The organism is Staphylococcus sp. HMSC36A10 (assembly GCF_001838845.1).
Classification (GTDB): Bacteria; Bacillota; Bacilli; order Staphylococcales; family Staphylococcaceae; genus Staphylococcus; species Staphylococcus aureus.
Window position 1 is genome coordinate 8863 of sequence record NZ_KV839088.1, and the last position, 21876, is coordinate 30738.

At 33.2% G+C, this 21876-nt stretch carries 21 protein-coding genes, 1 pseudogene and 1 riboswitch; of the genes and pseudogenes, 8 read left to right on the forward strand and 14 right to left on the reverse strand.

Annotation, left to right across the window (positions count from 1 at the left end):
• Positions 1-240: pseudogene (locus tag HMPREF3247_RS14920) on the forward strand (transposase); the annotation flags it as partial.
• A gap of 90 nt (positions 241-330) precedes the next feature.
• On the opposite strand, the gene sdpB reads toward HMPREF3247_RS14920, so the two are convergent.
• Complete coding sequence (gene sdpB, locus HMPREF3247_RS03845) at positions 331-1068, reverse strand: CPBP family intramembrane glutamic endopeptidase SdpB (RefSeq protein WP_000426696.1); 738 nt, start codon at positions 1066-1068, stop codon at positions 331-333.
• Positions 1069-1116: 48 nt separating this feature from the next.
• On the opposite strand from sdpB, the gene HMPREF3247_RS03850 reads away from it, so the two are divergent.
• Both HMPREF3247_RS03850 and HMPREF3247_RS03855 read left to right on the forward strand, forming a co-directional pair.
• Positions 1117-1446, forward strand: a complete 330-nt coding sequence (locus HMPREF3247_RS03850; protein ID WP_000606726.1) for a hypothetical protein — start codon at positions 1117-1119, stop codon at positions 1444-1446.
• A gap of 444 nt (positions 1447-1890) precedes the next feature.
• On the forward strand, positions 1891-2763 hold the full coding sequence (locus HMPREF3247_RS03855) for a pentose phosphate pathway transcriptional regulator RpiRC (protein WP_000073195.1): 873 nt from the start codon (positions 1891-1893) through the stop codon (positions 2761-2763).
• A gap of 386 nt (positions 2764-3149) precedes the next feature.
• Here HMPREF3247_RS03855 and HMPREF3247_RS03860 read toward each other — a convergent pair whose 3' ends face one another.
• A complete protein-coding gene (locus HMPREF3247_RS03860) occupies positions 3150-4529 on the reverse strand; it encodes an amino acid permease (RefSeq protein ID WP_000429677.1) in 1380 nt (459 codons plus the stop codon).
• A 279-nt stretch (positions 4530-4808) separates the two neighbouring features.
• Between HMPREF3247_RS03860 and HMPREF3247_RS03865 the strand changes: the two genes are divergently transcribed.
• Complete coding sequence (locus HMPREF3247_RS03865) at positions 4809-5165, forward strand: hypothetical protein (RefSeq protein WP_000917677.1); 357 nt, start codon at positions 4809-4811, stop codon at positions 5163-5165.
• Positions 5162-5347: a hypothetical protein gene (locus tag HMPREF3247_RS03870; protein WP_000205307.1), complete on the forward strand. Its 186-nt coding sequence runs from the start codon at positions 5162-5164 to the stop codon at positions 5345-5347. Before HMPREF3247_RS03865 ends, HMPREF3247_RS03870 begins: the two co-directional genes overlap by 4 nt.
• A 95-nt stretch (positions 5348-5442) precedes the next feature.
• On the opposite strand, the gene HMPREF3247_RS03875 is transcribed toward HMPREF3247_RS03870, so the two are convergent.
• From HMPREF3247_RS03875 to HMPREF3247_RS03885, 3 genes are all read right to left on the reverse strand, one after another.
• Entirely contained in the window at positions 5443-5634 is a 192-nt protein-coding gene (locus HMPREF3247_RS03875) for a hypothetical protein (RefSeq protein ID WP_000971980.1), read from the reverse strand.
• A gap of 10 nt (positions 5635-5644) precedes the next feature.
• Entirely contained in the window at positions 5645-6280 is a 636-nt protein-coding gene (locus tag HMPREF3247_RS03880) for an HAD family hydrolase (protein WP_000285450.1), read from the reverse strand.
• Between the two features lie 74 nt (positions 6281-6354).
• Positions 6355-7272, reverse strand: a complete 918-nt coding sequence (locus HMPREF3247_RS03885; RefSeq protein ID WP_000486810.1) for a bile acid:sodium symporter family protein — start codon at positions 7270-7272, stop codon at positions 6355-6357.
• A gap of 267 nt (positions 7273-7539) precedes the next feature.
• On the opposite strand from HMPREF3247_RS03885, the gene HMPREF3247_RS03890 reads away from it, so the two are divergent.
• A complete protein-coding gene (locus tag HMPREF3247_RS03890; RefSeq protein WP_000904066.1) occupies positions 7540-8070 on the forward strand; it encodes a hypothetical protein in 531 nt (176 codons plus the stop codon).
• Positions 8071-8135: 65 nt separating this feature from the next.
• Here the strand turns inward: HMPREF3247_RS03890 and HMPREF3247_RS03895 are convergent, their stop codons facing one another.
• Positions 8136-9740 carry an alpha-glucoside-specific PTS transporter subunit IIBC gene (locus HMPREF3247_RS03895; protein ID WP_000991504.1) on the reverse strand — a complete coding sequence of 535 codons (1605 nt, stop codon included), beginning with the start codon at positions 9738-9740 and terminating at the stop codon, positions 8136-8138.
• Positions 9741-10069: 329 nt separating this feature from the next.
• On the opposite strand from HMPREF3247_RS03895, the gene HMPREF3247_RS03900 reads away from it, so the two are divergent.
• Positions 10070-10834 carry a MurR/RpiR family transcriptional regulator gene (locus tag HMPREF3247_RS03900; protein WP_000477989.1) on the forward strand — a complete coding sequence of 255 codons (765 nt, stop codon included), beginning with the start codon at positions 10070-10072 and terminating at the stop codon, positions 10832-10834.
• A gap of 57 nt (positions 10835-10891) precedes the next feature.
• On the opposite strand, the gene HMPREF3247_RS03905 is transcribed toward HMPREF3247_RS03900, so the two are convergent.
• The 7 genes from HMPREF3247_RS03905 to hutU form a co-directional block, all read right to left on the reverse strand.
• A complete protein-coding gene (locus tag HMPREF3247_RS03905; RefSeq protein ID WP_001051556.1) occupies positions 10892-11398 on the reverse strand; it encodes an SRPBCC family protein in 507 nt (168 codons plus the stop codon).
• Positions 11399-11564: 166 nt separating this feature from the next.
• Complete coding sequence (locus HMPREF3247_RS03910; RefSeq protein ID WP_000451837.1) at positions 11565-12878, reverse strand: Na+/H+ antiporter NhaC family protein; 1314 nt, start codon at positions 12876-12878, stop codon at positions 11565-11567.
• 76 nt (positions 12879-12954) lie between these two features.
• Positions 12955-13050: riboswitch (SAM riboswitch) on the reverse strand.
• Positions 13051-13102: 52 nt separating this feature from the next.
• The gene (locus HMPREF3247_RS03915) at positions 13103-13672 is read right to left on the reverse strand and encodes a hypothetical protein (RefSeq protein WP_001185191.1); all 570 of its coding nucleotides are present in this window, start codon (positions 13670-13672) and stop codon (positions 13103-13105) included.
• A gap of 486 nt (positions 13673-14158) precedes the next feature.
• The gene (locus HMPREF3247_RS03920; RefSeq protein ID WP_000730043.1) at positions 14159-15040 is read right to left on the reverse strand and encodes an SDR family oxidoreductase; all 882 of its coding nucleotides are present in this window, start codon (positions 15038-15040) and stop codon (positions 14159-14161) included.
• A gap of 110 nt (positions 15041-15150) precedes the next feature.
• On the reverse strand, positions 15151-16272 hold the full coding sequence (locus tag HMPREF3247_RS03925; protein ID WP_000523158.1) for a M20 peptidase aminoacylase family protein: 1122 nt from the start codon (positions 16270-16272) through the stop codon (positions 15151-15153).
• Positions 16273-16548: 276 nt separating this feature from the next.
• A complete protein-coding gene (hutI, locus tag HMPREF3247_RS03930; RefSeq protein ID WP_000998750.1) occupies positions 16549-17787 on the reverse strand; it encodes an imidazolonepropionase in 1239 nt (412 codons plus the stop codon).
• On the reverse strand, positions 17787-19448 hold the full coding sequence (gene hutU, locus HMPREF3247_RS03935; protein WP_001226823.1) for a urocanate hydratase: 1662 nt from the start codon (positions 19446-19448) through the stop codon (positions 17787-17789). The genes hutI and hutU overlap by 1 nt, the downstream gene beginning before the upstream one ends.
• 159 nt (positions 19449-19607) lie before the next feature.
• Here hutU and HMPREF3247_RS03940 point away from each other — a divergent pair, with 159 nt between their 5' ends.
• Positions 19608-20492 (forward strand): LysR family transcriptional regulator, encoded by an 885-nt coding sequence (locus HMPREF3247_RS03940; RefSeq protein WP_000691839.1) that lies wholly within the window; start codon positions 19608-19610, stop codon positions 20490-20492.
• Between the two features lie 252 nt (positions 20493-20744).
• Here the strand turns inward: HMPREF3247_RS03940 and hutG are convergent, their stop codons facing one another.
• Positions 20745-21680 (reverse strand): formimidoylglutamase, encoded by a 936-nt coding sequence (gene hutG, locus HMPREF3247_RS03945; protein ID WP_000277968.1) that lies wholly within the window; start codon positions 21678-21680, stop codon positions 20745-20747.
• Between the last annotated feature and the right edge of the window lie 196 nt (positions 21681-21876).

Sequence of the window (21876 nt, forward strand, 5' to 3'; positions counted from 1 at the left end):
TTCAGACATCATCGTGGCGCAACATCCTATCATCTAAAAATGATGTTAAAAATCACCTCATATTCATATACTCAATCTGAATTTTCTGGCCGTAGAATAGAAAAATTACTTCATAACAGTATTCGAATGATGTGGTTAGCTCAAGATCAAACACCTTCTTATAAAACTATTAATCTTTTTAGAGTGAATCCTAATACTGATGCGCTAATTGAATCTTTATTTATTCAGTTTCATAATAAAATGCATATCAAAAAAGCTGATTTCTATCAAATAATTAATAGAAATCAGCTTTTTTCATTGCCTAAAAACTTAATGTCCCGACCTCTTTATCTACGCATAAATACTTATTACTGATATAACGAAAGAAACAAAATTATTTGCTATATGTAATGCAATTGTTGAACCTAGGTTTCTTCCAGATTTTAAATAAGTGAAAACTAATATGATGGATAGTATGAGATATGGACCAAACTCAAACGGCGACTTTGCATCAGTCACATGAATAAATGCAAATAAGAACACCGAAACAATACTCATAGCTATAAAATTAAACTTCTTACCTAATTCTCCAATTAAAATATGTCTAAATACGATTTCTTCAACTATTGGACCTACAATCACAATTAATAAGAATGCTACAGGTAAAAATGCAGGCACTTCAAACATTTTATTTAGCTCAAGTTCATTGGCTGTTTCACTATATTGCAAATGTTTAGGTAGAAACTGTGTCATATATTCATATGTATAAATTAAGATGAGAGCAATAATATACGTTATTGACAATCTAAGCCAATATTTTTTGATATACGCAAAACCAGCTCGAAGCCTTGATGGCATCACTTTTAAATGAAATAAATAAAATGCGCCAATCCCAATCGTATATGCTAAAGCTTGTGTGATAGTCGCTACAAATATCAGATTACTATCGATTTCATAATAACCAAACAAAATTGGTCCTATGTAAGCTGCAATTGTGAGTGCATAAAATATAACACCTATAATTGGAATTATAAGCAAATCTCTCCATGCTATATCTTTAAACGTGTATTTCTTTTTTTCATTTTCCACTGTTATATCCTTTCCTGTTTAATAATTGATTTTTGGAGGTACTTCTACATGATAAACGAAACTAAGTATATGAGACAACAAATTACTAATTTGATTCAAATCATTGATACGATTAAATATAATACTTTAATGACAGATTGGAACATTCAAACGCATATTTATAAATTTAACCAAATAGTTACTAATGAATTGAATAAGTTCAAAGGCTTTGAAACATCATATATAATAAACGAAAATCAAGTTTCCTATTATGAAATTATAACACTACTTAATAAACGTCCCCTCCGACAAGTCGACTATGGTAACAAAATTCAATATCTTAATTTTTATCATACAGAACTATCTAACGCATTATTTGCAATTAAATTTGCCCATTAACCTATTTTTCATAAAATGTCATTTAAACAAGTTATTTATTAAAATTCACTTTATTACATAAATTATACAATTAAAAAGTTTCTTCAAATTGTAAAGATGCATTAATCGAGTTATAATCATAATGATTAAGATGGTAGATTTAGTCTTATATAACTACATTTACTAAGATTTAAATAGATGAGTACATAATGTATAAATTGGGAATATACAGTATGACTTACGGTAATATATCAATATATTGATATATTATTTGCACATGGGAGTATGCTATTTTTTATCTATACATCTTAAAAAAATTTACAGTTTTACAATTCAATATCATTAAACAAACAACATATTCAGCTTATTTTTCATTCTCTTACGTTACAAGTTGTAAATACCATCGCGTTAAACAACAATAGCCAACGCTAATAAAATATATTGCGTTAAAGTGGAGTGATTAATATGTCAAACGTACTAACAGAAATAGATAGTCAATATCCATATATGACTAAAAATGAAAAAAAGATAGCTAAATTTATACTAAATTCACCTCAAAAGGTGATTAAAATGAGGTCTCAAGACTTAGCAAGCTTATTAGATATTAGTACATCATCAGTCATTCGATTCAGCAAGAAAATTACTGATGGCGGTTTTCACGACTTGAAAATAAATATATCTAAATATGTTCCTAAAGCATCATCAATTTACAATGTTGAATTAATGAATAACGAAAGCACAGAATCTTTAAGAACTAAACTCCATACACGTACTACACGCGCACTTAATCATGCAAATAACGAATTAAATGATAAAACTATTGATCAAATATGTCATTGTTTAAAACGTTCTGAGACGATTTTTATATATGGTTTTGGCGCATCTTTTGTAGTTGCTACCGACTTATACCAAAAGTTATCAAGAATAGGTCTTAATATTCAACTTGTTCAAGAAACACATATTTTTGCTACATTATTAGCAACTCACAATTCGAACGACAGTGTTATTCTTATTACTAACAATGGTACGCAAAGTGAAATGCAATCAATGGTTAAAGTTATTGATGACTACCATATACCTATAATTACAATTACTAGTACAAGGGATAATCCCGTAGCACAGGCATCAAATATTGTTTTAACTTATGGGAAAACTGATGAAAATGAGATGCATATGGGAGCAACAACTTCATTATTTGCTCAAATGTTCACTATTGATATTTTATATTATCGTTATGTTGCATTAAATTATCACGCATCATTAGATTTCATAACACAATCTAAAATGGCTTTAGATAACTATCGTAAACATTTATCAAATATTAACTTTAAACATTAACAGTCTTATATAAATTCTTTAATCATGTCATATAATAATTTATGCATCATTTTCAAAGCTTACATGTCTTTTATCTTGTATAACATACGCATATGACCAATGATTTGATAAGGCCATTCAATTTCTTATATTAAAAACAAACGCAGTTGATTAACGGATTCATTCCATATATCAATTGCGTTTATTATTTTAATAATGCTATTTTTTATTTTAAAGCCCACAGTAAAAACTAACGATAATATTGCCACTTATAAGTTTTTCACACTACAACTTCGATTTAAGCTATATTTATAAAAAAATGCGCCTACTCATAACATTCTTTGGCTATTTAACTTTAATAAGCTAGGGCCAAGTTTGTCATAAGATAAGCGCACATTATAATCATACTATTTTGCTTTTACATTATTTTTATTATATCTAATAAAATAATAAATCGTTACAATCGTTAAGAAGATGACACCAATAAGCACTGATATTCTAGTTTCAACATTAAATACCATACCAACCAATACTAATATTAAGAATAAGATTGTTAAATAGTTAGTTACTGCGCCACCAGGCATTTTGAATGGGTGACCTTCCAATTCTTCAGGGTGTAATTTTCTAAAACGTAAATGACTGAATAAAATCATAAACCAAGGAATCATACCTGGTAAAATAGACGCACTATAAACGTATACGAAAATACTCTTCGCTCCATCGATATATAAAGGTAAAATTACGTTTAATAAAGCACCAATTAAAATACCAAGAGATACTGCTACAACAGTGTACAATGGTACACCATTTCTCATGATTTTAGTAAATATTTTCGGCATTTCACCTTTATGAGCAAGTGTATAAATCATACGACTCGCACTGAAAATACCTGAGTTACATCCTGACATTGCTGCAGTTAATACAACAAAGTTAATTAATCCAGCTGCAAATGTAATACCGATTTTAGCAAATGTTGCAACAAACGGACTTCCAATGTCTCCTAATTGATTCCAAGGATACACTGAAACAATAACAAAAATAGCACCTAAATAGAAAATTAAAATTCTCCAGATAACACCATTCACTGCTTTAACGATATTTTTCTGAGGATCTTTAGTTTCACCTGCCGTAATACCTATCAGTTCCACACCTTGGTATGAACCAATTACAATTGATAATGCAAAGAAGAAACCAACAATACCATTTGGCATAAATCCGCCATTTGTCCATAGATTAGAAATACCTACCGCATGGCCACCATTTCCAAAACCAAAGAAAATAAGACCAAAACCAGCAATAATCATTAAAATAATTGTTACAACTTTAATTAAAGCAAACCAAAATTCAAATTCTCCAAACGCTTTTACCGAGAATAAATTCGCTACCATTAATAATAAAATAGCAATAACACCAGGAATCCAAGTTGGCAATTCCGGGAACCAAAACTTCATATATTCTCCTACTGCGATGACCTCACTCATACCAACAACAATCCATTGGAATATATTACTCCATGCTGTCATATAACCTGCTGCAGGATGTATATAATCACTTGCAAATGTTGCAAATGATCCTGTTGTAGGGTTTAAATAAATCATTTCCCCCATTGCTCTCATGATTAAAAATAAAAAGATACCCGCAATTAAATATGCAAGGATAACTGATGGCCCTGTCCATTTAATTGTACTTGTCGCACCCATGAAAAGCCCCACGCCAATCGTACCACCAAGTGCAATCATTTGAATTTGACGGGCACTCAATCCCCTTTGTAGTTCATTGTTCTCCATAACTTCTTACCCCATCTCTGATTGATACTAAATAAATCCATAAAAAAACTTATTGCCGTAATTATACTATAAATCATCGATTTTGGTACATTAATATTTGCATACCATGCAATCGTTTACAGAACTACTATAGCAGGCTTTTGCAACTTTGCAAACAATTATTTTGTGATTTTTCTAAAAAATTAAAAAAGTTGCTCAAGTACCGTTGAGTCACATACAACTTCAGCTATTCTCGGTAATTATGATATAATTTTAATAATATTAAAAAGGAGTATATCAATGTTAAAACAAATACTGCCACGTGCTACAAAAATATCGGTACTCTTTGCTGTAGCATTTTTCATCATAAATTATATCGGTATGGAAAAACCTGACATCCTATATTTAGTTGGAAGAACTATTATTGCAACACTTGCTTTCATACTCATTTGTCTTACAGTATTTACTATTATTAATTCTCCAGAGCGCAAGATTAAACTCGGTACGACTTTACCGATTGCATTAATTATTGGTATCATTTTCGGCGCCATATTTTTAACGGTACAAATCGGTGTCATCACTGGGTTAATCATCGGTGTGATTGCTACGTTTATTTGGGAATTGATTGAAAAAAATAAAGGAGGTCGTTCATCATGACAACAGCATTAATTGGTGTAATTGTATTAATCTTACTAATTATTAGCTTTGTGCCAAACTACCGTGCTATGAAATCAGCAAAAGAACAAGGAAGTAATGCAACAAGAGCTACAATTATGGTAGGCATAGATATTATCTTAATTGTACTTATCATCGTGACGTTATTATTAAAATATATGTAACTATTTAAACCACCCTATCTCATACATAAACATGAACGTTCTACCATTTCACATACATATGGTCGTCCATTTAATGAGGTAAGGTGGTTTTCTCGTTAAAGTTTACCTTGTAATAGTAAAAAATAGCCAATTGTTGCGAGTATTAAGTAAATCATTGAACCAACAACAAAAGATCTTACTTGCACGCGAAATGGTGTCTGTTTGTTAAATATAGGACCAATCACCAAATTTCCAACGCCTAAAATTACTGGACCAGCTAGAAAAAACAATATAATGTAACCCATCATGATACGCCTCCTATTTCGTAAAGAAACGCGCTACAATTTGATCGTAATCAATATCTTTTGCTACATAATCTACATTAGAAAAGTCCTGTGCGCTTGTCATTTTATTCGTATTAACAATAACATCTAATCCAGCTGCAATCGCGGCTGTTGCACCATTTACAGAATCTTCAATAGCCAAACATTGTGTCGGCATATAATTTAATTGTTGTACTGCAGATAAATATAATTCAGGATCAGGTTTAACTTGTTCAACATCTTCTCTACCAACAACTACCTCTATATAATCATCTAGACCTAATGCTTTAAAGGTAGGCATTATTTCCGCTTTCACACTACTTGTGGCAATCGCCATAGGAATGTGACGTTGCTTTAAAAATGCCATCAATGATTTAATCGTATCAATCATCGGTAATGTTGTACTAGTAAGATGATGTTCTTCATAAAGTTTATCTTTATTTTCCGAACCAATCGCTTTAATTAAATGGTCATGCAAATCTGTAGCTGCTCCTCCAATAGAAGAACGATAAAAATCAATGCTTATAGGATCGGCATTATGCATCTCTAAATGTTTATTAATAACATTAAATAAATGTTGTTCCGTATCTATTATTGTTCCATCGAAATCAAATATAACTGCTCTATACATATATTTACTCCTCTATTTTTTCTCTTTATCAAAGCTTAACACAGTCCGATGACCACTTCATTCTATTAGTGCAATTATAACTTTTTTGACCAATACTTTGCTAAAATAGGCCCTGTTATATTATGAATGAAACTAAACACTGCGCCTGGTACTGCTGCAATTGGATTAAAATGCAATGCTGCTAATGACACAGCTAAACCAGAGTTCTGCATTCCAACTTCAATACTGACTGCTTTTTGATCTTGTCGATCTAATTTTAAAAGACGAGCTAACCAATATCCAATCGTATATCCTAATACGTTATGTAAAATAACTACTAAAAATATTAATAATCCTGTAGTTAAGATTTGGTGCTTACTGCCACCTACAACTATTGCTAAAATTAATGAAATAGCAACAACTGATATAATCGGCAAAGCTGTAGAAGCTTTTTCAGCAATTTTACGATTAATAATTTGCAAAACAATACCTAAAGCAATTGGAATTAATACAACTTGAACAACTGACCACAACATACTCAGGAAAGATACTTCCAACCATTCATTTGCAAATAGATATATTAACGCAGGTGTAACGAATGGCGCTAGCAACGTAGAGACCGTCGTAATAGAAACAGAAAGTGCTACGTTAGCTTTGGCTAAATAACTCATTACATTACTTGATGTCCCACCCGGACAACATCCAACTAATATTACGCCAACAGCAATATCAGGTGGTAAATGAAAAGACTTTGCAATTATAAATGCTAATGTGGGCATAATACTGAATTGTAGACAGACACCAATAATTACTGCTCTAGGTGCTTTAAAGACCATTTTGAAATCATTAGGTGTAATTGTTAATCCCATACCTAACATAACAATACCAAGTAAATAAGGTACCCATTTACCTAATGTCGCAACATGTTGTGGGAAAATAAATCCAATAACAGCTGCTACTAACATCCATACCAAAAAACTCTTCGTGGCAAATATACTCAATTTTTGAAACATTGTTAACACATCCTCGTCGATAATATTGAAAAATATTACCATAAGACCAGTAAGGTTACAATTACTTTTCTGAAAATTAAGATTATTTAGTCGTTCTCTTCTTATTGCAAATATTTTATCACTGATAAACAATTATTTTAAACTTCATTCAAAAGTCTTAGTGAATAAAGAAAAAAAGCGTGGTAAAATCAACTTGAACAAAATTAAGTCACCTTTATAAATATTAAACGTGTATTTAATGCCATGTATTCCTCGGGAGGTCCTCACATGTTAATTGATAAATTCGAAACATACATCATCAACATCGCCGGTTTAAATGACCGTACTACTAGAAAAAAATTAAGTAAGTTATGCAAAAGTGTACAATTTTGTGATGCGTTGCAATTCTCAATAAACAAACAGTTTAATCAATATGTATTAGAAATTAGCTTACCAAAGCAACAACTTCCATACTTCATTTCATTTTTAAGTTTTCATCAGTATAGTATTTTCCAAGTACTTTCACCAAAGAAAATAAATGAATTACTTGATTCTGATAATTTATATCAATCTGCAAAGCGTTTCGATATCAATATTGATGGCTTGCAAGATGCTTTCATTAAAGACAAAGTCATCGATATTATGAATATGTTCCAAAATCACACTGATATCACTTATACGTTGAATAAGTCTCATGCACATATTATATGTACGCCAGAAATATTTGCTAAATTGTTACATACGATTGCAACTAGAAATATCGACATTCTATCTGCCAATTATAGATCGTCATCTATGAGCAATGCTCGTATATCATAATAAAAGACACATCTATACGATGATCATTTACAATGATTGCGTATAGTGATGTGTCTTTTTTTGTATTATTTATCTTCGGACGATTGATCCTCAACCATTTGTTCAAATGCTTCACGAACTTGTGGTACTGTCATACCTACTACAACTTGGATACTCTTACCACTCTTTACTAATCCGTGTGCCATTTGTTGATGCGTGAAATATTCCGTATCCGCAACTTTACTTTCATCATAAACAGTTAAGCGTAATCTTGTTGTACAGTTAGTAACATCTTTGATATTTTCTTTGCCGCCTAAACCGTCGAGGTAATACGCAGCTTTGTCTTCGTATTCATTACCTGTTGAAGCACGTTTAGAATCTACGCTATCACCTTTTTTATTTTTGTAATCTTGCTTAGAAAATAATTTAACTTCCTCTTCTGTTTTCTTACGTCCAGGTAATGGAATATCAAATTTCAAAATTAAGAATCTGAATAAGAAGAAGTAAATCGCTACAAATATCAGACCGATAATAACTTGTGCAACATAAGTACCCCAATGTTCTTTACCTAATGGCAACCAGTTTGTTGAAATAAAGTCTAACAAGCCACCACCCATGTTACCTACAACACCAAATGCGTACATTAAAGTATCCATTGATGCTGCTAAAACTGCGTGTAAAACAAATAAGTATGGTGCGATGAATAAGAATGTAAATTCTAATGGCTCAGTAATACCTACAACGACTGCTGTTAATGTTGCAGGAATAAGTAATGCTGCTACTTTTTTACGATTTTCTTTAGGTGTCGTAGCATACATTGCTAAAGCAATACCTAAACATCCAAATACTTTCCCATTTCCTTGAAGCATAAAGCCATAAGGGAATTGCTCTTTTAATGGCTTAGTACTCTTAGCAAACTCATTTAAATGTTGTAACCATTCAGCTTTCAAGCCGTGATTGACTACTACTGGTCCAACTTCAATTGGTGCATAAATAAAGTGATGTAATCCTGTTGGTATTAATACACGTTCTAAGAAGTGGTACAGCCAAACACCGATATAGCCTGAAGCGATGATAAAGTGTTGCATTGAACCAATACCGTGCTGAACAGTTGGCCAAATAACACAAGTAATTGCTGCTAATGGTAACATCACAAAAAATGAAATTGTAACCACAAATGTTAAACCTTGGAATACACCAACCATTTCTGGTAATCGTTTACTATAGTATCTATTGTGAATCCAAGTAATAATAGCTGAAATAATAATACCACCTAGAATATTCGTATCCAATGTGGCAATACCTGCAATTGATTTTAAACCAGGTACATTTTCAACGCCTTTTTCTAAATTAGCGCCAAACGTATGTGGCCATTGCGTTAAAATGGCATTTATAAATGTATTAAACATTAAGTAACCCATCAATGCTGCAAGTGCTGCATGACCTGGTGCTTTTTTAGCTAAAGAAAGTGGTAAACCTACAACAAATACAACTTCCATATGCGTAAAAATAACCCAGCCACCAGATTCTATCACTGACCAAAATTTAAACCAAAACGTATGTTGATCTGCTAAACTCCCCATGATTGTAGGATTTTTAAATAATGTCGCAAAGCCAAGCACTATCCCAAAGAAAGCGAACATTAATACCGGTACAATCATTGCACTACCGAAACGCTTTATCGCATTCATCTTCTATTCCCTCCATATCATCTTTCCTAACAATACATCTAATTAGATTCATTTATAAATAGATGTCTTACTATTTAAATATAATATATAGTAAACGCTTACACACCTACAACGACATTGACGTATTTTGAAAGTATTTTGTATAATCAGATTATCTTTTCATATAGTGAAAATTTTTTCACGACCTTATATATGACATCGTTGTATTTGTAATACATTCGTTTTAAACGCATAATCAAACCTATATCAATACACAAATATATATAATGACATACAAGATTTTAATGTAATAACGATCTATCACACATTTATTTTCAAGGAGGTTGAATATGTTTTTAGATGAACACATTAATCGAAACTTTGATAAACTTAATGATAATGATTTACATATCGCTCACTTTATCAATACACATATAGATGAATGTAAAAATATGAAAATACAAGATTTAGCGCAATTCACACATGCCTCGAATGCAACCATTCACAGATTTACACGCAAATTAGGTTTTGACGGTTATAGTGATTTTAAATCGTACCTTAAATTTGAAAGTAATAAGACACACCAATTACCTTCTAACTCTATCGATAGTTTCAAACAAGAAATCGATAGTACATTCAGTTATTTAGAACGCGTTGATTACCAGCTTCTTACTGAAAAAATGCATACAGCTTCAACAATATATTTGTATGGTACAGGGCGTGCACAGTTAAACGTTGCTTCAGAGGCACAGCGTATATTGTTAACGTTACATAATCATGTCATTGTACTTCATGATGAACATGAACTTAAAATGATTTTGAACAAGAGTGAACCTAATGATTTATTCTTTATTATTTCATTATCAGGTGAAACACATGAATTATTAGAAGTAACAAACTTGCTTCAACTTAGACAAAAATACTTTATTTCTGTTACTACAATGAAAGATAATACCCTTGCTCAAAAAGCAAATTACAACGTCTATGTATCCAGTAACACATTCTACTTAACTGATGGTACAGACTATTCTAGCTTCATCAGTTATCATATATTCTTTGAAACACTTGTAAGAAAATATAATGAGTATTTACTACATAATGATATTTCAAATTAGAAAAAAGGAAGTTATGATTTAATGGCCTTGAGCCTATCATAACTTCCTTTTATCATTTTATTGTTGTGTTGATGTTTCGATAACGTGGTACATCTTATCAAACATCAATTCGAAACCATGCACCATGGCATCATGATATTCTTTTTTCTTTTGCTTGTATTCTAAATTAGTAAATCGTCTTTCTTTTTCAACTAATGAACGATAATAAAATAGCATTTGGGTGCCACCTGTTTCACGTTCAAAAAATTCTACCTCAATGACATCTTGCGTTTCACTTAGTCCAGGCATACCGATAGTCATCTTAACGTATTCATCCATAACTAAAGATTCATAAATGCCTTCAATCACATTTACTTTGCCATTACGTTGTTGATCTACAATACGATATTTACCGCCTTCTTTAACGTCCGCTTCAATCTCTTTATTCGTTCTGGCTGATGTCATAAACCATTGTTTCAACAAATCTTTCTTTGTCCAAGCTTCGTATACTAACTCTGGAGAAAATTTATAAAGCTTTTCAATTTCAACTTCGACATGTTCATTCTCTACATTAAATTTTGCCACTGTTGTCCACCCACTTTCGCTCTTACTTTTATTTTAACGTATTTTTGCTCAGTTCCAAACATAGATGATCATCATTTTTAAAAGATTAGCGTTATACGGTGAGTACAACATGATCTGTTAATATAACAAGCCACCTTACTTGGCTACATCGATATATTGTTAAGCATTAATGTTTCATTTCTTGACTAGTGTTCTTTTTTAGCTTTGGAAAATTAAATAAAATCGCAATAAGTCCGCATACACCTAATAATATAGGATAAATGCTGTATGGGAATAACATTAACGGTGAAATACCAGCTACACCAGCCGCTGAAATGACTTGCGGGCTATATGGTAATAAACCTTGGAAGCAGCCTCCAAATATATCAAGAATACTTGCTGATTTCCTTGAATCTACATCATATTCATCTGCAATATTTTTAGCTAAAGGACCTGACATAATAATAGAGATGGTGTTGTTTGCCGTGGCAATATCTGCGACACTTACCAAACTAGCAATTCCTAATTCTGCGCCACGCTTTGATTTCACTTTAGAGCGAACAAATTGCAACAACCATTCAATACCACCATTGTGTTGAATAATACCGACTAAACCACCAATTAGCAACGCAATCATAGCAATATCTTCCATGCTTATAATACCTTTGGACACTGCATCTAGTAGCCCCATCCAACCGAATGAACCATCTATGAGACCAATGATTCCGGCTAATAATGTTCCGCCAATCAATACGATAATGACATTTACACCTAATAATGCTAATACCAATACTAAGATATACGGTACAACTTTAATTAGATTATAATCATAGTTTTTAGCATGATTTAAAGAAATGCCATTCGTTAAGAAATACAGAATAATAATCGTTAAAATAGCACCTGGCAATACAATTTTAAAGTTTACTCTGAATTTATCTTTCATTTTCGTATGTTGTGTTCTAACCGCAGCAATTGTTGTATCTGAAATCATTGATAGATTATCGCCGAACATTGCACCTCCAACAACTGTAGCCATTGCTAGCGCAGTTGGTACATCTGTCGCTTGTGCAAATCCGTAACCAACAGGTGCTATTGCAGCAACAGTTCCTACAGACGTCCCCATAGATATAGAAACAAACATACAAATCACAAACAATCCTACAATAATTAAATTTTCTGGGATTAATGATAGTCCTAAATTAACTGTCGACTTTACGCCACCCATTTTTTCAGCTGTATTTGAAAATGCACCTGCTAAAATAAAAATCAACATCATTAAAACAATGTTTGAATGGCCTGCACCTTTCGTGAAGACCTCAACTTTTTTAGCAAATGATTCTTTTCGATTCATTAATAACGCCACAATTACCGTTATCGTAATTGCAACATTTAATGGCATTGAAGTAAAATCACCTGTGATAATACCTACGCCTAAAAACAACGCCACAAATAATAACAAGGGGAATAATGCCCAAGCATTGCTCTTTTTATGTACTTCCATCCTTTTTACCTGCTTTCCAATTAAAAATACCTCTTTCTCACAAACGATGAAGAAAGAGGTTTTCATGTGCTTTACCTGCTTATCTTCAAACCATTACGGTTACTGGAATTGGCACATTCGAGATGTTGCCGAGGCTTCATAGGGCCAGTCCCTCCACCTCTCTAGATAAGTGATGCTTATTTACGTTTACGTTACAAGATAATCCTTAGTACGTCAATCATAAATTAATCAGGAGTCGTATAATATTTTTCATAAACAATCATTGCTACTGTAATAATAATCAAAACAATAATGCTAATAACAAGTAAAAGCCACCATTTAAGCATTAATGCAATAAAAATGAACACGATAGACACACTTACTAATATTAATGATATGACTTTAAATTGCTGAACACGTTGCTTGGAGATGACTTTCAACTGTTTGTTTGATAGACGCGTATTTTTTATACTGATTCCCAGTATATTTTCTAATATTTGAACCACTACCATACTTATTGCAAATATAATAATTGGTAAAACATCATAGCTCCCTATAGTTAATGTATAAATTACAAATCCAATGTAAAGTAACCCTGAGACAAAGGATAAAAAGTATGCGACGTATTTGTTAAACTTAATGATATGCTTTTTAACGTTTTGATGGGTAAACCATACATTCATAATAATCGCAACTGCTACAAATAATGTGAATACTATATATAATGGTAATTTTTGTTCAGGAAAAACAGTCGCTATTCCAAAAGCTAATGCTAAAATCAAAAATAATATAGCTCTAGATACTATTAATGCCATAATAACAACCCCTTTGTTTAATATCGAGTTTGCAAATTTACGTTTATCAGCGTTTCTATGATCAGCACTTCTACGGGTAGCGTTTCTATGTAATTTACATCATCTTAACATATAAATACTTCGCTATTTAATTGAAAACATATCCTATTATTCTTTGTCCGTTCTGACATTTAATATCTAACCTTAGGCATTTCACTTGTTAATGAATTTAACTTTCTTCCACTAACCGTCCCTAAACCCAATCCCGCAACAGTTTTTAACTTTTTCGTTGTTGTCCTGACATCCTCATTAAGAAAGTTTATTCTGCTTAAAACTTATAATCCACACCCTGAGCAAACGCTCCTTATGACAGAGTATTAAAATAAGCCGATAAAGATACACACCTTTACCGACTATTTAAAATACACTTCACCAATTCATTTTAATTTAATGGATTGAAGTAACTAAATTAATATTATGTTGTTCAATTAAAAGCTTCATACAAACCTAATCTATTTGCACTCCACCGCTAACACCGAACACTTGTCCAGTTGTATAACTTGATTCTTCTGACGCTAATAGCACATAAGTTCCACATAACTCAACAGGTTGACCTGCACGACCTAAAGGTGTTTTTTGACCAAATGTTGGGATTTTACTTTGAGGTTGTCCACCAGAAATTTGTAATGGTGACCAGAATGGACCAGGCGCTACACAGTTCACTCTAATTCCTTTTGGTCCTAATTCTTCTGAAAAACTTTTAGTTAATGAAATAATTGCTGCTTTTGAAGCGGCATAATCATGAAGAATAGGACTAGGATTATAACCTTGTACAGATGATGTCGTTGTAATTGACGCACCCGGTTTTAAATATTCCAATGCTTTTTGAACTGTCCAAAATAGCGGATAGACATTCGTTTCAAATGTTTCTGTAAATGCCTCAGTTGTAAATCCATGAATATCATCATGATACTGTTGATGTCCAGCAACTAAAGTAACATTATCTAAGCCACCTAATTGTTGATATGCTTGTTCAACAAGGTCATAGTTGAACTGCTCATCTCTTATATCACCAGGAATTAACACTGCCTTTTGACCACTTTCTTCAATCACTTGGCGTACTTCTTGTGCATCTTGTTCTTCACTCGGAAGATAGTTAATCGCTACATCTGCACCTTCTTTAGCATACGCAATTGCTGCTGCACGCCCTATTGCTGAGTCACCACCTGTGACTAATATTTTATAGCCTTGTAAGCGTTGATGACCTTGGTAAGACGTTTCGCCACAATCAGGTGCTGGCGTCATTTCAGATTGTAAACCCGGTACCTCTTGTTCTTGTTTTTCATAATCCGTTGTTTTAAATTTTGTTCTAGGATCTTGAGCTGCCATTTTTTAACATCTCCTTATTCGCTTAATGGTTATTATTTACCCAATCTTCCTAGGAACTTAATCATGATTACACTAAAAATTACTTTCTTCTTTATAAAAACAAGCTCGAATTACTCATGCAATAGTCTCTTTACAAATTCAACAAAATACTCAGGTACTTTTTCCAGAATCCTTTCATCCGGTTTATATTGAGGATGATGTAAATCATATTCACTATGAGAACCAATTAACGCAAATACACTTGGAAAATGTTGACTATAACCTGAAAAATCTTCTCCAATCGTAAGCGGCTGTTCCATCATTTCCACCTTATATCCAACATGTTGGGCTACTGCAATTGCTTTATGCGTCAATGCCTCATCATTCATCACAGCGCCAGGTAAATGCGTATAATTTAAATTAATTTTCATATTATATGCTTGAGCCAATCCGTCCGCAATATCTTGTAATCGTGTTTCTACAAGCTTTCGTACCACAGGATCAAAACTACGCACTGTGCCTTGTACATACGCATGATCAGCAATGACATTCCAAGTATTACCACATGATATTTGTCCAATTGTTACTACTGCTTCATCAAACGCAGATAGATTTCTACTAACTATGGATTGAATACTATTAATCAATTGCGCCAACACAATAACTGGATCGTTGCATTGTTCCGGCTTTGCAGCATGACCACCCACGCCTTTAATATGAAACTCAAAACGATCTACTGCTGATGTAATTGCCCCTGTTTTGATTGCAAATGTACCTACCGAACGCGATGGGTCATTATGAAAACCCAATACTGCTTGTACATCTTTTAATGCATGTGTTTCAATAATTTTAAAAGCGCCATGTCCTAGTTCTTCTGCTGGTTGAAAAATGAATTTAACACGCCCAGTAAGAGTGCCCTCAATTTCTTTTAATTTTACAGCCGTAGCCAAAATACTAGCCATGTGAATATCATGACCGCACGCATGCATCACACCTTCATTTTCAGATTTAAAATCCTGTTCAACAAGCTCTTGAATCGGTAAAGCATCAATGTCAGCCCGAACAGCTATACAACTCAGACCTTGTCCCACTTCAGCAACCAGCCCAGTCATAAGCGGTAAGTCTAATATTCTAATATGATGTTCTGTTAAAATATCTTTAATTTTTTGTGTTGTCTTAAATTCTTTATCGGATAGTTCTGGAAATTGATGAAAATACCTTCTCCAGGTAACAGCTTGATCTTTTAATCCCATCGGTCATTCCCCTTCCTTAAGTCAATGATATGTTGTCTACCCTACGATGATCATCTTTGACTATTAAACGATGATTTCACAACAATGTACTCTTGTTAATTGCTTTCGTTAATGATAGACAGTTGTTTAATAATATCGTAACACTGTTGTCAAACTATTCTAACTTTTATAATTAAGAACCTATACAAAAACGTGTTCTCGGATAAACTTGTTTTTACAAACCACAAAAAGCTCTAAACATTAGTTTAAACCAATGCTTAGAGCTTTCTAATTATTTTATGCTTTAAAAGATAATGTGTTATCTACGATGACCTTACCGTCTTTAATAACTTTTTCTGCGTGATTGATACCAAAATGATATGGAATATATTCATGATTTGGTGCATCCCAAATTACTAAATTAGCCTTATCACCTGTGTTAATTGTACCCGCGTTAATGTCTATTGCTTTAGCAGCGTTGACCGTAACAGCATTCCACACTTCACTAGGCGAAAGCTTTAATTTTAATGCTGCAATGGCCATAACAAGTTGCAAGTTATTCGTTACACTGCTGCCTGGATTATAATCAGTAGCTAACGCGATGGCACCATTATTATCAAGCATACCTCTCGCATCTGCATAATCTTCTTTACCTAAGTAAAATGTTGTCGCAGGTAATAGAACTGCAACTGTATCACTATTTCTCAATTTTTCTTTACCTTTGTCACTCGAAGCTACTAAGTGATCAGCTGATATCGCTTGCTCATCAATAGCTAATTCTAATCCACCTAATGGATCAATTTCATCAGCATGGATTTTCACTTTAAAGCCTGCTTCTTTCGCTTTTTCCATATAGTGTTTTGACTGCTCTATTGTAAACACACCTGTTTCACAAAAAATATCTGCAAAGTCCGCATATTGTTTTACTTCTGGAAGTAAGTCAATCATCTCTTCTAAAAATGCTTCATTTGAATCTGCTTCCTTAGGTACAGCATGTGGACCTAAGAAAGTATGCTTCATATCTAAGTTATATTTTTCAGCTAAACGATTAGAAACTTTCAATTGTTTCAGTTCATTTTCTTTATCTAAGCCATAACCACTCTTACTTTCAACTGCAAGCACACCGTGTTTAATCATCGTTAGCAAGTCATGCTCTGCTTTTTTAAATAAATCATCTTCAGAAGTCTCTCTAGTAGCTTTAACTGTCGATAAAATACCGCCACCCATTTCCAATATTTCTAAGTAAGACTTACCTTGACGTTTTAATGACATCTCATGTTCTCGAGATCCACCAAATGTTAAATGGGTATGAGCATCTACTAATGCCGGAGAAACTACTTTTCCACTAGCATCAATCGTCTCAGTCGCATCGTAGTCATCTGTATGTTGTCCAGCATATACAATTTTGCCATCTTTAATGACAACTGTACCATTTTTCACAACATTTAATTCATCTAATTCCTTACCCTTCAAAGGTTTATCTGTTGATTTCGGTAAAATTAATTCTGCTATATGATTAATTATTAAATCATTCATTACTTATCACCTGCTTTATCAATCATTGGAATATGAATACCTTTTTCTTTAGCTGTTTGAATAGCGATGTCATAGCCAGCATCAACATGTCGGGCAACACCCATACCTGGATCAGTAGTCAATACGCGTTCCAATCTTCTTTCAGCACGCTCTGATCCATCTGCTACAACAACCATACCCGCATGAAGTGAATATCCCATGCCAACACCGCCACCGTGATGGAATGAAATCCATGAACCACCTGCAGCTGTGTTAATTAGTGCATTCAATACAGCCCAATCACCAACCGCGTCACTGCCATCTTTCATACTTTCTGTTTCACGGTTAGGACTAGCAACTGAACCAGCATCTAAATGGTCTCGTCCAATAACAATTGGTGCTGAAATTTCACCGTCACGTACAAGACGATTTAAAGCTAAGCCCATTTTCGCTCTTTCTCCATAGCCTAACCAAGCAATACGTGATGGTAGTCCTTGATATGAAATTTTTTCTTCAGCTAAATCAAGCCATCTTAATAACTTTTCATTTTCTGGGAAAAGTTTGCGCATTTCTTCATCCGCACGCTCGATATCTTTTGGATCACCACTCAACGCAGCAAAGCGGAATGGCCCTTTACCTTCACAGAATAATGGTCTAATGTAAGCTGGTACAAAGCCTGGGAAGTCAAAAGCATTTTTCACTCCGTTATTGAAGGCTACTTGACGAATATTGTTACCATAATCAAATGCTACAGCGCCACGTTTTTGGAATTCAAGCATTAATTCAACATGCTTTGCCATTGAAGCTTGTGACAGTTCAACATATTTTTTCGGATCTTTTTCACGCAATACTTTCGCTTCTTCTACAGAGTATCCTTGTGGCACATATCCATTTAGCGGATCATGTGCACTTGTTTGGTCAGTAATTATGTCAATTTTAAATCCTTTTTCTAGAATCGCTTGATGGATGTCTACAGCATTTCCAACTAACCCGATTGATAACCCTTCTCCACGTTCTTTCGCCTCTTCTGCTAATTTTAATGCTTCATCTAAATCAGCTGTTTTAACATCACAGTATTTCGTATCAATTCGCTTATCAACACGTGTTTCATCAACATCCACGCAAATTGCTACCCCATGATTCATAGTAATTGCTAACGGTTGCGCACCACCCATACCACCTAAACCTGCTGTCAGTGTAACAGTGCCTGCTAAATCTCCATTAAAGTGTTGATTACCTAGCTCGGCAAATGTCTCATAAGTACCTTGCACAATACCTTGAGAACCAATATATATCCAACTACCGGCTGTCATCTGTCCATACATGATGAGTCCTTTTTTATCTAATTCATTAAAATGATCCCAGTTTGCCCATTCAGGTACTAATACTGAATTTGAAATTAATACACGTGGCGCTTCTTCATGTGTTTTAAATACAGCAACTGGCTTTCCTGATTGTACTAACATTGTCTCATCTGATTCTAATTCTCGTAACGTTTTCTCTATTGCTTCAAAAGCTTCCCAATTACGTGCTGCTTTTCCAATACCACCATAAACAACTAAATCTTCTGGTCTTTCAGCAACTTCTGGGTCTAAATTGTTGTATAACATTCTAAGTACTGCTTCTTGTTCCCAACCTTTACACTCAATACTCAAACCTTTTTTTGCTTGAATTTTTCTCATAAAATTCGCTCCTGTTCTTTTAAGAAGTTAATTCCACTAAATTTAAAACGCTTACATTATTATCTTCAATATTCATTATAGTATGTTAAAATATAGCCAACAAATATAAATAAACTAATTATCCATAGCTTGAATCTATAAATAAAAGGAGCAAAACACATGAAAATTATTCAGTTAGAATACTTCTTGGCTATCGTGAAATATAATAGTTTTACTAAAGCTGCACAATTTTTACATATTAGCCAGCCATCTTTAACTGCTACGATTAAAAAAATGGAAGCAGATTTAGGTTATGACTTATTTACACGTTCAACAAAAGACATCAAGATTACCGAAAAAGGAATACAGTTTTATCGTTATGCGAGCGAATTAGTTCAACAATATCGATCCACGATGGAAAAAATGTATGATTTAAGCGTTACATCAGAACCAAGGATAAAAATTGGGACTCTTGAATCTACGAATCAATGGATTGCGAATTTAATTCGAAAGCACCATTCCGACTACCCTGAACAGCAATATCGTTTATATGAAATACATGACAAACATCAATCTATAGAGCAATTACTGAATTTTAATATTCATTTAGCTATAACAAATGAAAAAATAACCCACGAAGATATAAGATCCATTCCTTTATATGAGGAATCTTACATTTTATTAGCACCCAAGGAAACATTTAAAAATCAAAATTGGGTAGATGTTGAAAATTTGCCACTCATATTACCAAACAAAAATTCTCAAGTGCGCAAACACTTAGATGACTATTTTAATAGAAGAAATATTCGTCCAAATGTCGTTGTAGAAACAGATCGATTCGAATCAGCAGTTGGATTTGTTCATCTCGGCTTAGGTTACGCTATCATTCCGAGATTTTATTACCAATCATTTCACACGTCTAATTTAGAATATAAAAAAATTCGTCCAAACTTAGGCCGAAAAATTTATATCAATTACCATAAAAAACGCAAACACTCCGAACAAGTACATACATTCGTACAACAATGCCAAGATTATTTATATGGACTTTTAGAGGCTCTTTAACTTAAGTTATTAGTGCCTCTTATGCAGTTGCTCAGTCAACTGTAAAACAATTTCACAACCAATTTTATGATTTACATGTATAAATCATTACATTCAGACCAACAAACATAAATAAGCAGTAAGATGACTACAACTTAAGAGTCTTCTTACTGCAATTATTTTTCAAATATATCAACGTTAATATAACTTCTATTAAGAAATACTCACATTCTGCCCTGCAATGCAAATCTCGTCACATATAAATATTTTTAATTATTTTAAAAAATGATGCACTAAATTAGCAACGAGCTTAGCAGTTCTATTGTCAGCGTCATATGTTGGATTCATCTCAGCAATACTAACTGAAGACACCTTATCACTTGGAATAATACGTTTTGCTAATTCAAGAACAGTATGTGGATACAAACCTAACACTGCCGGCGCACTTACCCCAGGCGCAAACGCACTATCAATGACATCCATACAAATCGTAAACATAATGACATCATGTTCATGTACAAAACGTTCAATCATATCTTTAATTGTTGGTGATACGTGACTCAATAATTCATCTGCAAAGACATAATCAATCTTTTTCTCTTTAGCATAATCAAATAAACTTTGCGTATTACCACCTTGAGCAATACCAAGCACTAAATAATCTGTGTTTTCATCTTCTTCTAAAATTTGTCTAAAGCTCGTTCCAGATGTAGATTGTTGTTCAGCACGTGTATCAAAATGCGCATCAATATTTATCACACCAATAGATTGTGTTGGATAGACTTTACGTGTTGCTAAATATTGAGCATACGCAATATCATGTCCACCACCTAATAAAAATGTTTGTCTATGATTAGCAATTGACTTCGCTGCAAGCATAGCAAATTCTTTTTGAGTATCAATTAATTCCTCATGATCATGATAAACATTTCCGTAATCGACTAAAGTTTCACATTGATTCAAATCCGGCAAACCTGCAAATGCTTGTTTAATCGCATCTGGTCCTTCTTTTGCACCAATGCGCCCCTTGTTTAAAGCAACACCTTTGTCAACAGCATAGCCTAATATACCGACCCCTGATGGCATACTACTCTTTTCCAGCTTAGACAAATCTTCAAATGTTACTGTTTGAAAATGTCTAAATTTTTTCGGGTCTGTTTCACTATCTAACCTTCCAGTCCATAAATTTGGTTCACCTTGCTTGTACACAGCATTTCCCCCTCTTATTTATGTGGCTTATTAACAATTAAAGTATAACGTATAGGAAATTTTGAATTCAATTCATAGTTAAATCCGTATCTTAAAAATACTTATCTACATTACTTTTACCCCTATTTTCTATGTAATAACGAATACTTAGCTGATTTATGTTAATAAAATACGTCAAGACTATTACATTTTCATT

What these genes read in the sequence shown, in the direction of transcription:
- HMPREF3247_RS03890 (WP_000904066.1), top strand. Translation starts at nt 7,540, where the DNA reads ATGTTAATTGATAAATTCGAAACATACATCATCAACATCGCCGGTTTA.
- HMPREF3247_RS03910 (WP_000451837.1), bottom strand. Translation starts at nt 12,878, where the DNA reads ATGGAAGTACATAAAAAGAGCAATGCTTGGGCATTATTCCCCTTGTTA.
- HMPREF3247_RS03860 (WP_000429677.1), bottom strand. Translation starts at nt 4,529, where the DNA reads ATGGAGAACAATGAACTACAAAGGGGATTGAGTGCCCGTCAAATTCAA.
- HMPREF3247_RS03850 (WP_000606726.1), top strand. Translation starts at nt 1,117, where the DNA reads ATGATAAACGAAACTAAGTATATGAGACAACAAATTACTAATTTGATT.
- HMPREF3247_RS03875 (WP_000971980.1), bottom strand. Translation starts at nt 5,634, where the DNA reads ATGATGGGTTACATTATATTGTTTTTTCTAGCTGGTCCAGTAATTTTA.
- HMPREF3247_RS03880 (WP_000285450.1), bottom strand. Translation starts at nt 6,280, where the DNA reads ATGTATAGAGCAGTTATATTTGATTTCGATGGAACAATAATAGATACG.
- HMPREF3247_RS03940 (WP_000691839.1), top strand. Translation starts at nt 19,608, where the DNA reads ATGAAAATTATTCAGTTAGAATACTTCTTGGCTATCGTGAAATATAAT.
- HMPREF3247_RS03915 (WP_001185191.1), bottom strand. Translation starts at nt 13,672, where the DNA reads ATGGCATTAATAGTATCTAGAGCTATATTATTTTTGATTTTAGCATTA.
- HMPREF3247_RS03900 (WP_000477989.1), top strand. Translation starts at nt 10,070, where the DNA reads ATGTTTTTAGATGAACACATTAATCGAAACTTTGATAAACTTAATGAT.
- HMPREF3247_RS03865 (WP_000917677.1), top strand. Translation starts at nt 4,809, where the DNA reads ATGTTAAAACAAATACTGCCACGTGCTACAAAAATATCGGTACTCTTT.
- HMPREF3247_RS03920 (WP_000730043.1), bottom strand. Translation starts at nt 15,040, where the DNA reads ATGGCAGCTCAAGATCCTAGAACAAAATTTAAAACAACGGATTATGAA.
- HMPREF3247_RS03895 (WP_000991504.1), bottom strand. Translation starts at nt 9,740, where the DNA reads ATGAATGCGATAAAGCGTTTCGGTAGTGCAATGATTGTACCGGTATTA.
- HMPREF3247_RS03925 (WP_000523158.1), bottom strand. Translation starts at nt 16,272, where the DNA reads ATGGGATTAAAAGATCAAGCTGTTACCTGGAGAAGGTATTTTCATCAA.
- HMPREF3247_RS03870 (WP_000205307.1), top strand. Translation starts at nt 5,162, where the DNA reads ATGACAACAGCATTAATTGGTGTAATTGTATTAATCTTACTAATTATT.
- HMPREF3247_RS03855 (WP_000073195.1), top strand. Translation starts at nt 1,891, where the DNA reads ATGTCAAACGTACTAACAGAAATAGATAGTCAATATCCATATATGACT.
- HMPREF3247_RS03885 (WP_000486810.1), bottom strand. Translation starts at nt 7,272, where the DNA reads ATGTTTCAAAAATTGAGTATATTTGCCACGAAGAGTTTTTTGGTATGG.
- hutI (WP_000998750.1), bottom strand. Translation starts at nt 17,787, where the DNA reads ATGAATGATTTAATAATTAATCATATAGCAGAATTAATTTTACCGAAA.
- hutU (WP_001226823.1), bottom strand. Translation starts at nt 19,448, where the DNA reads ATGAGAAAAATTCAAGCAAAAAAAGGTTTGAGTATTGAGTGTAAAGGT.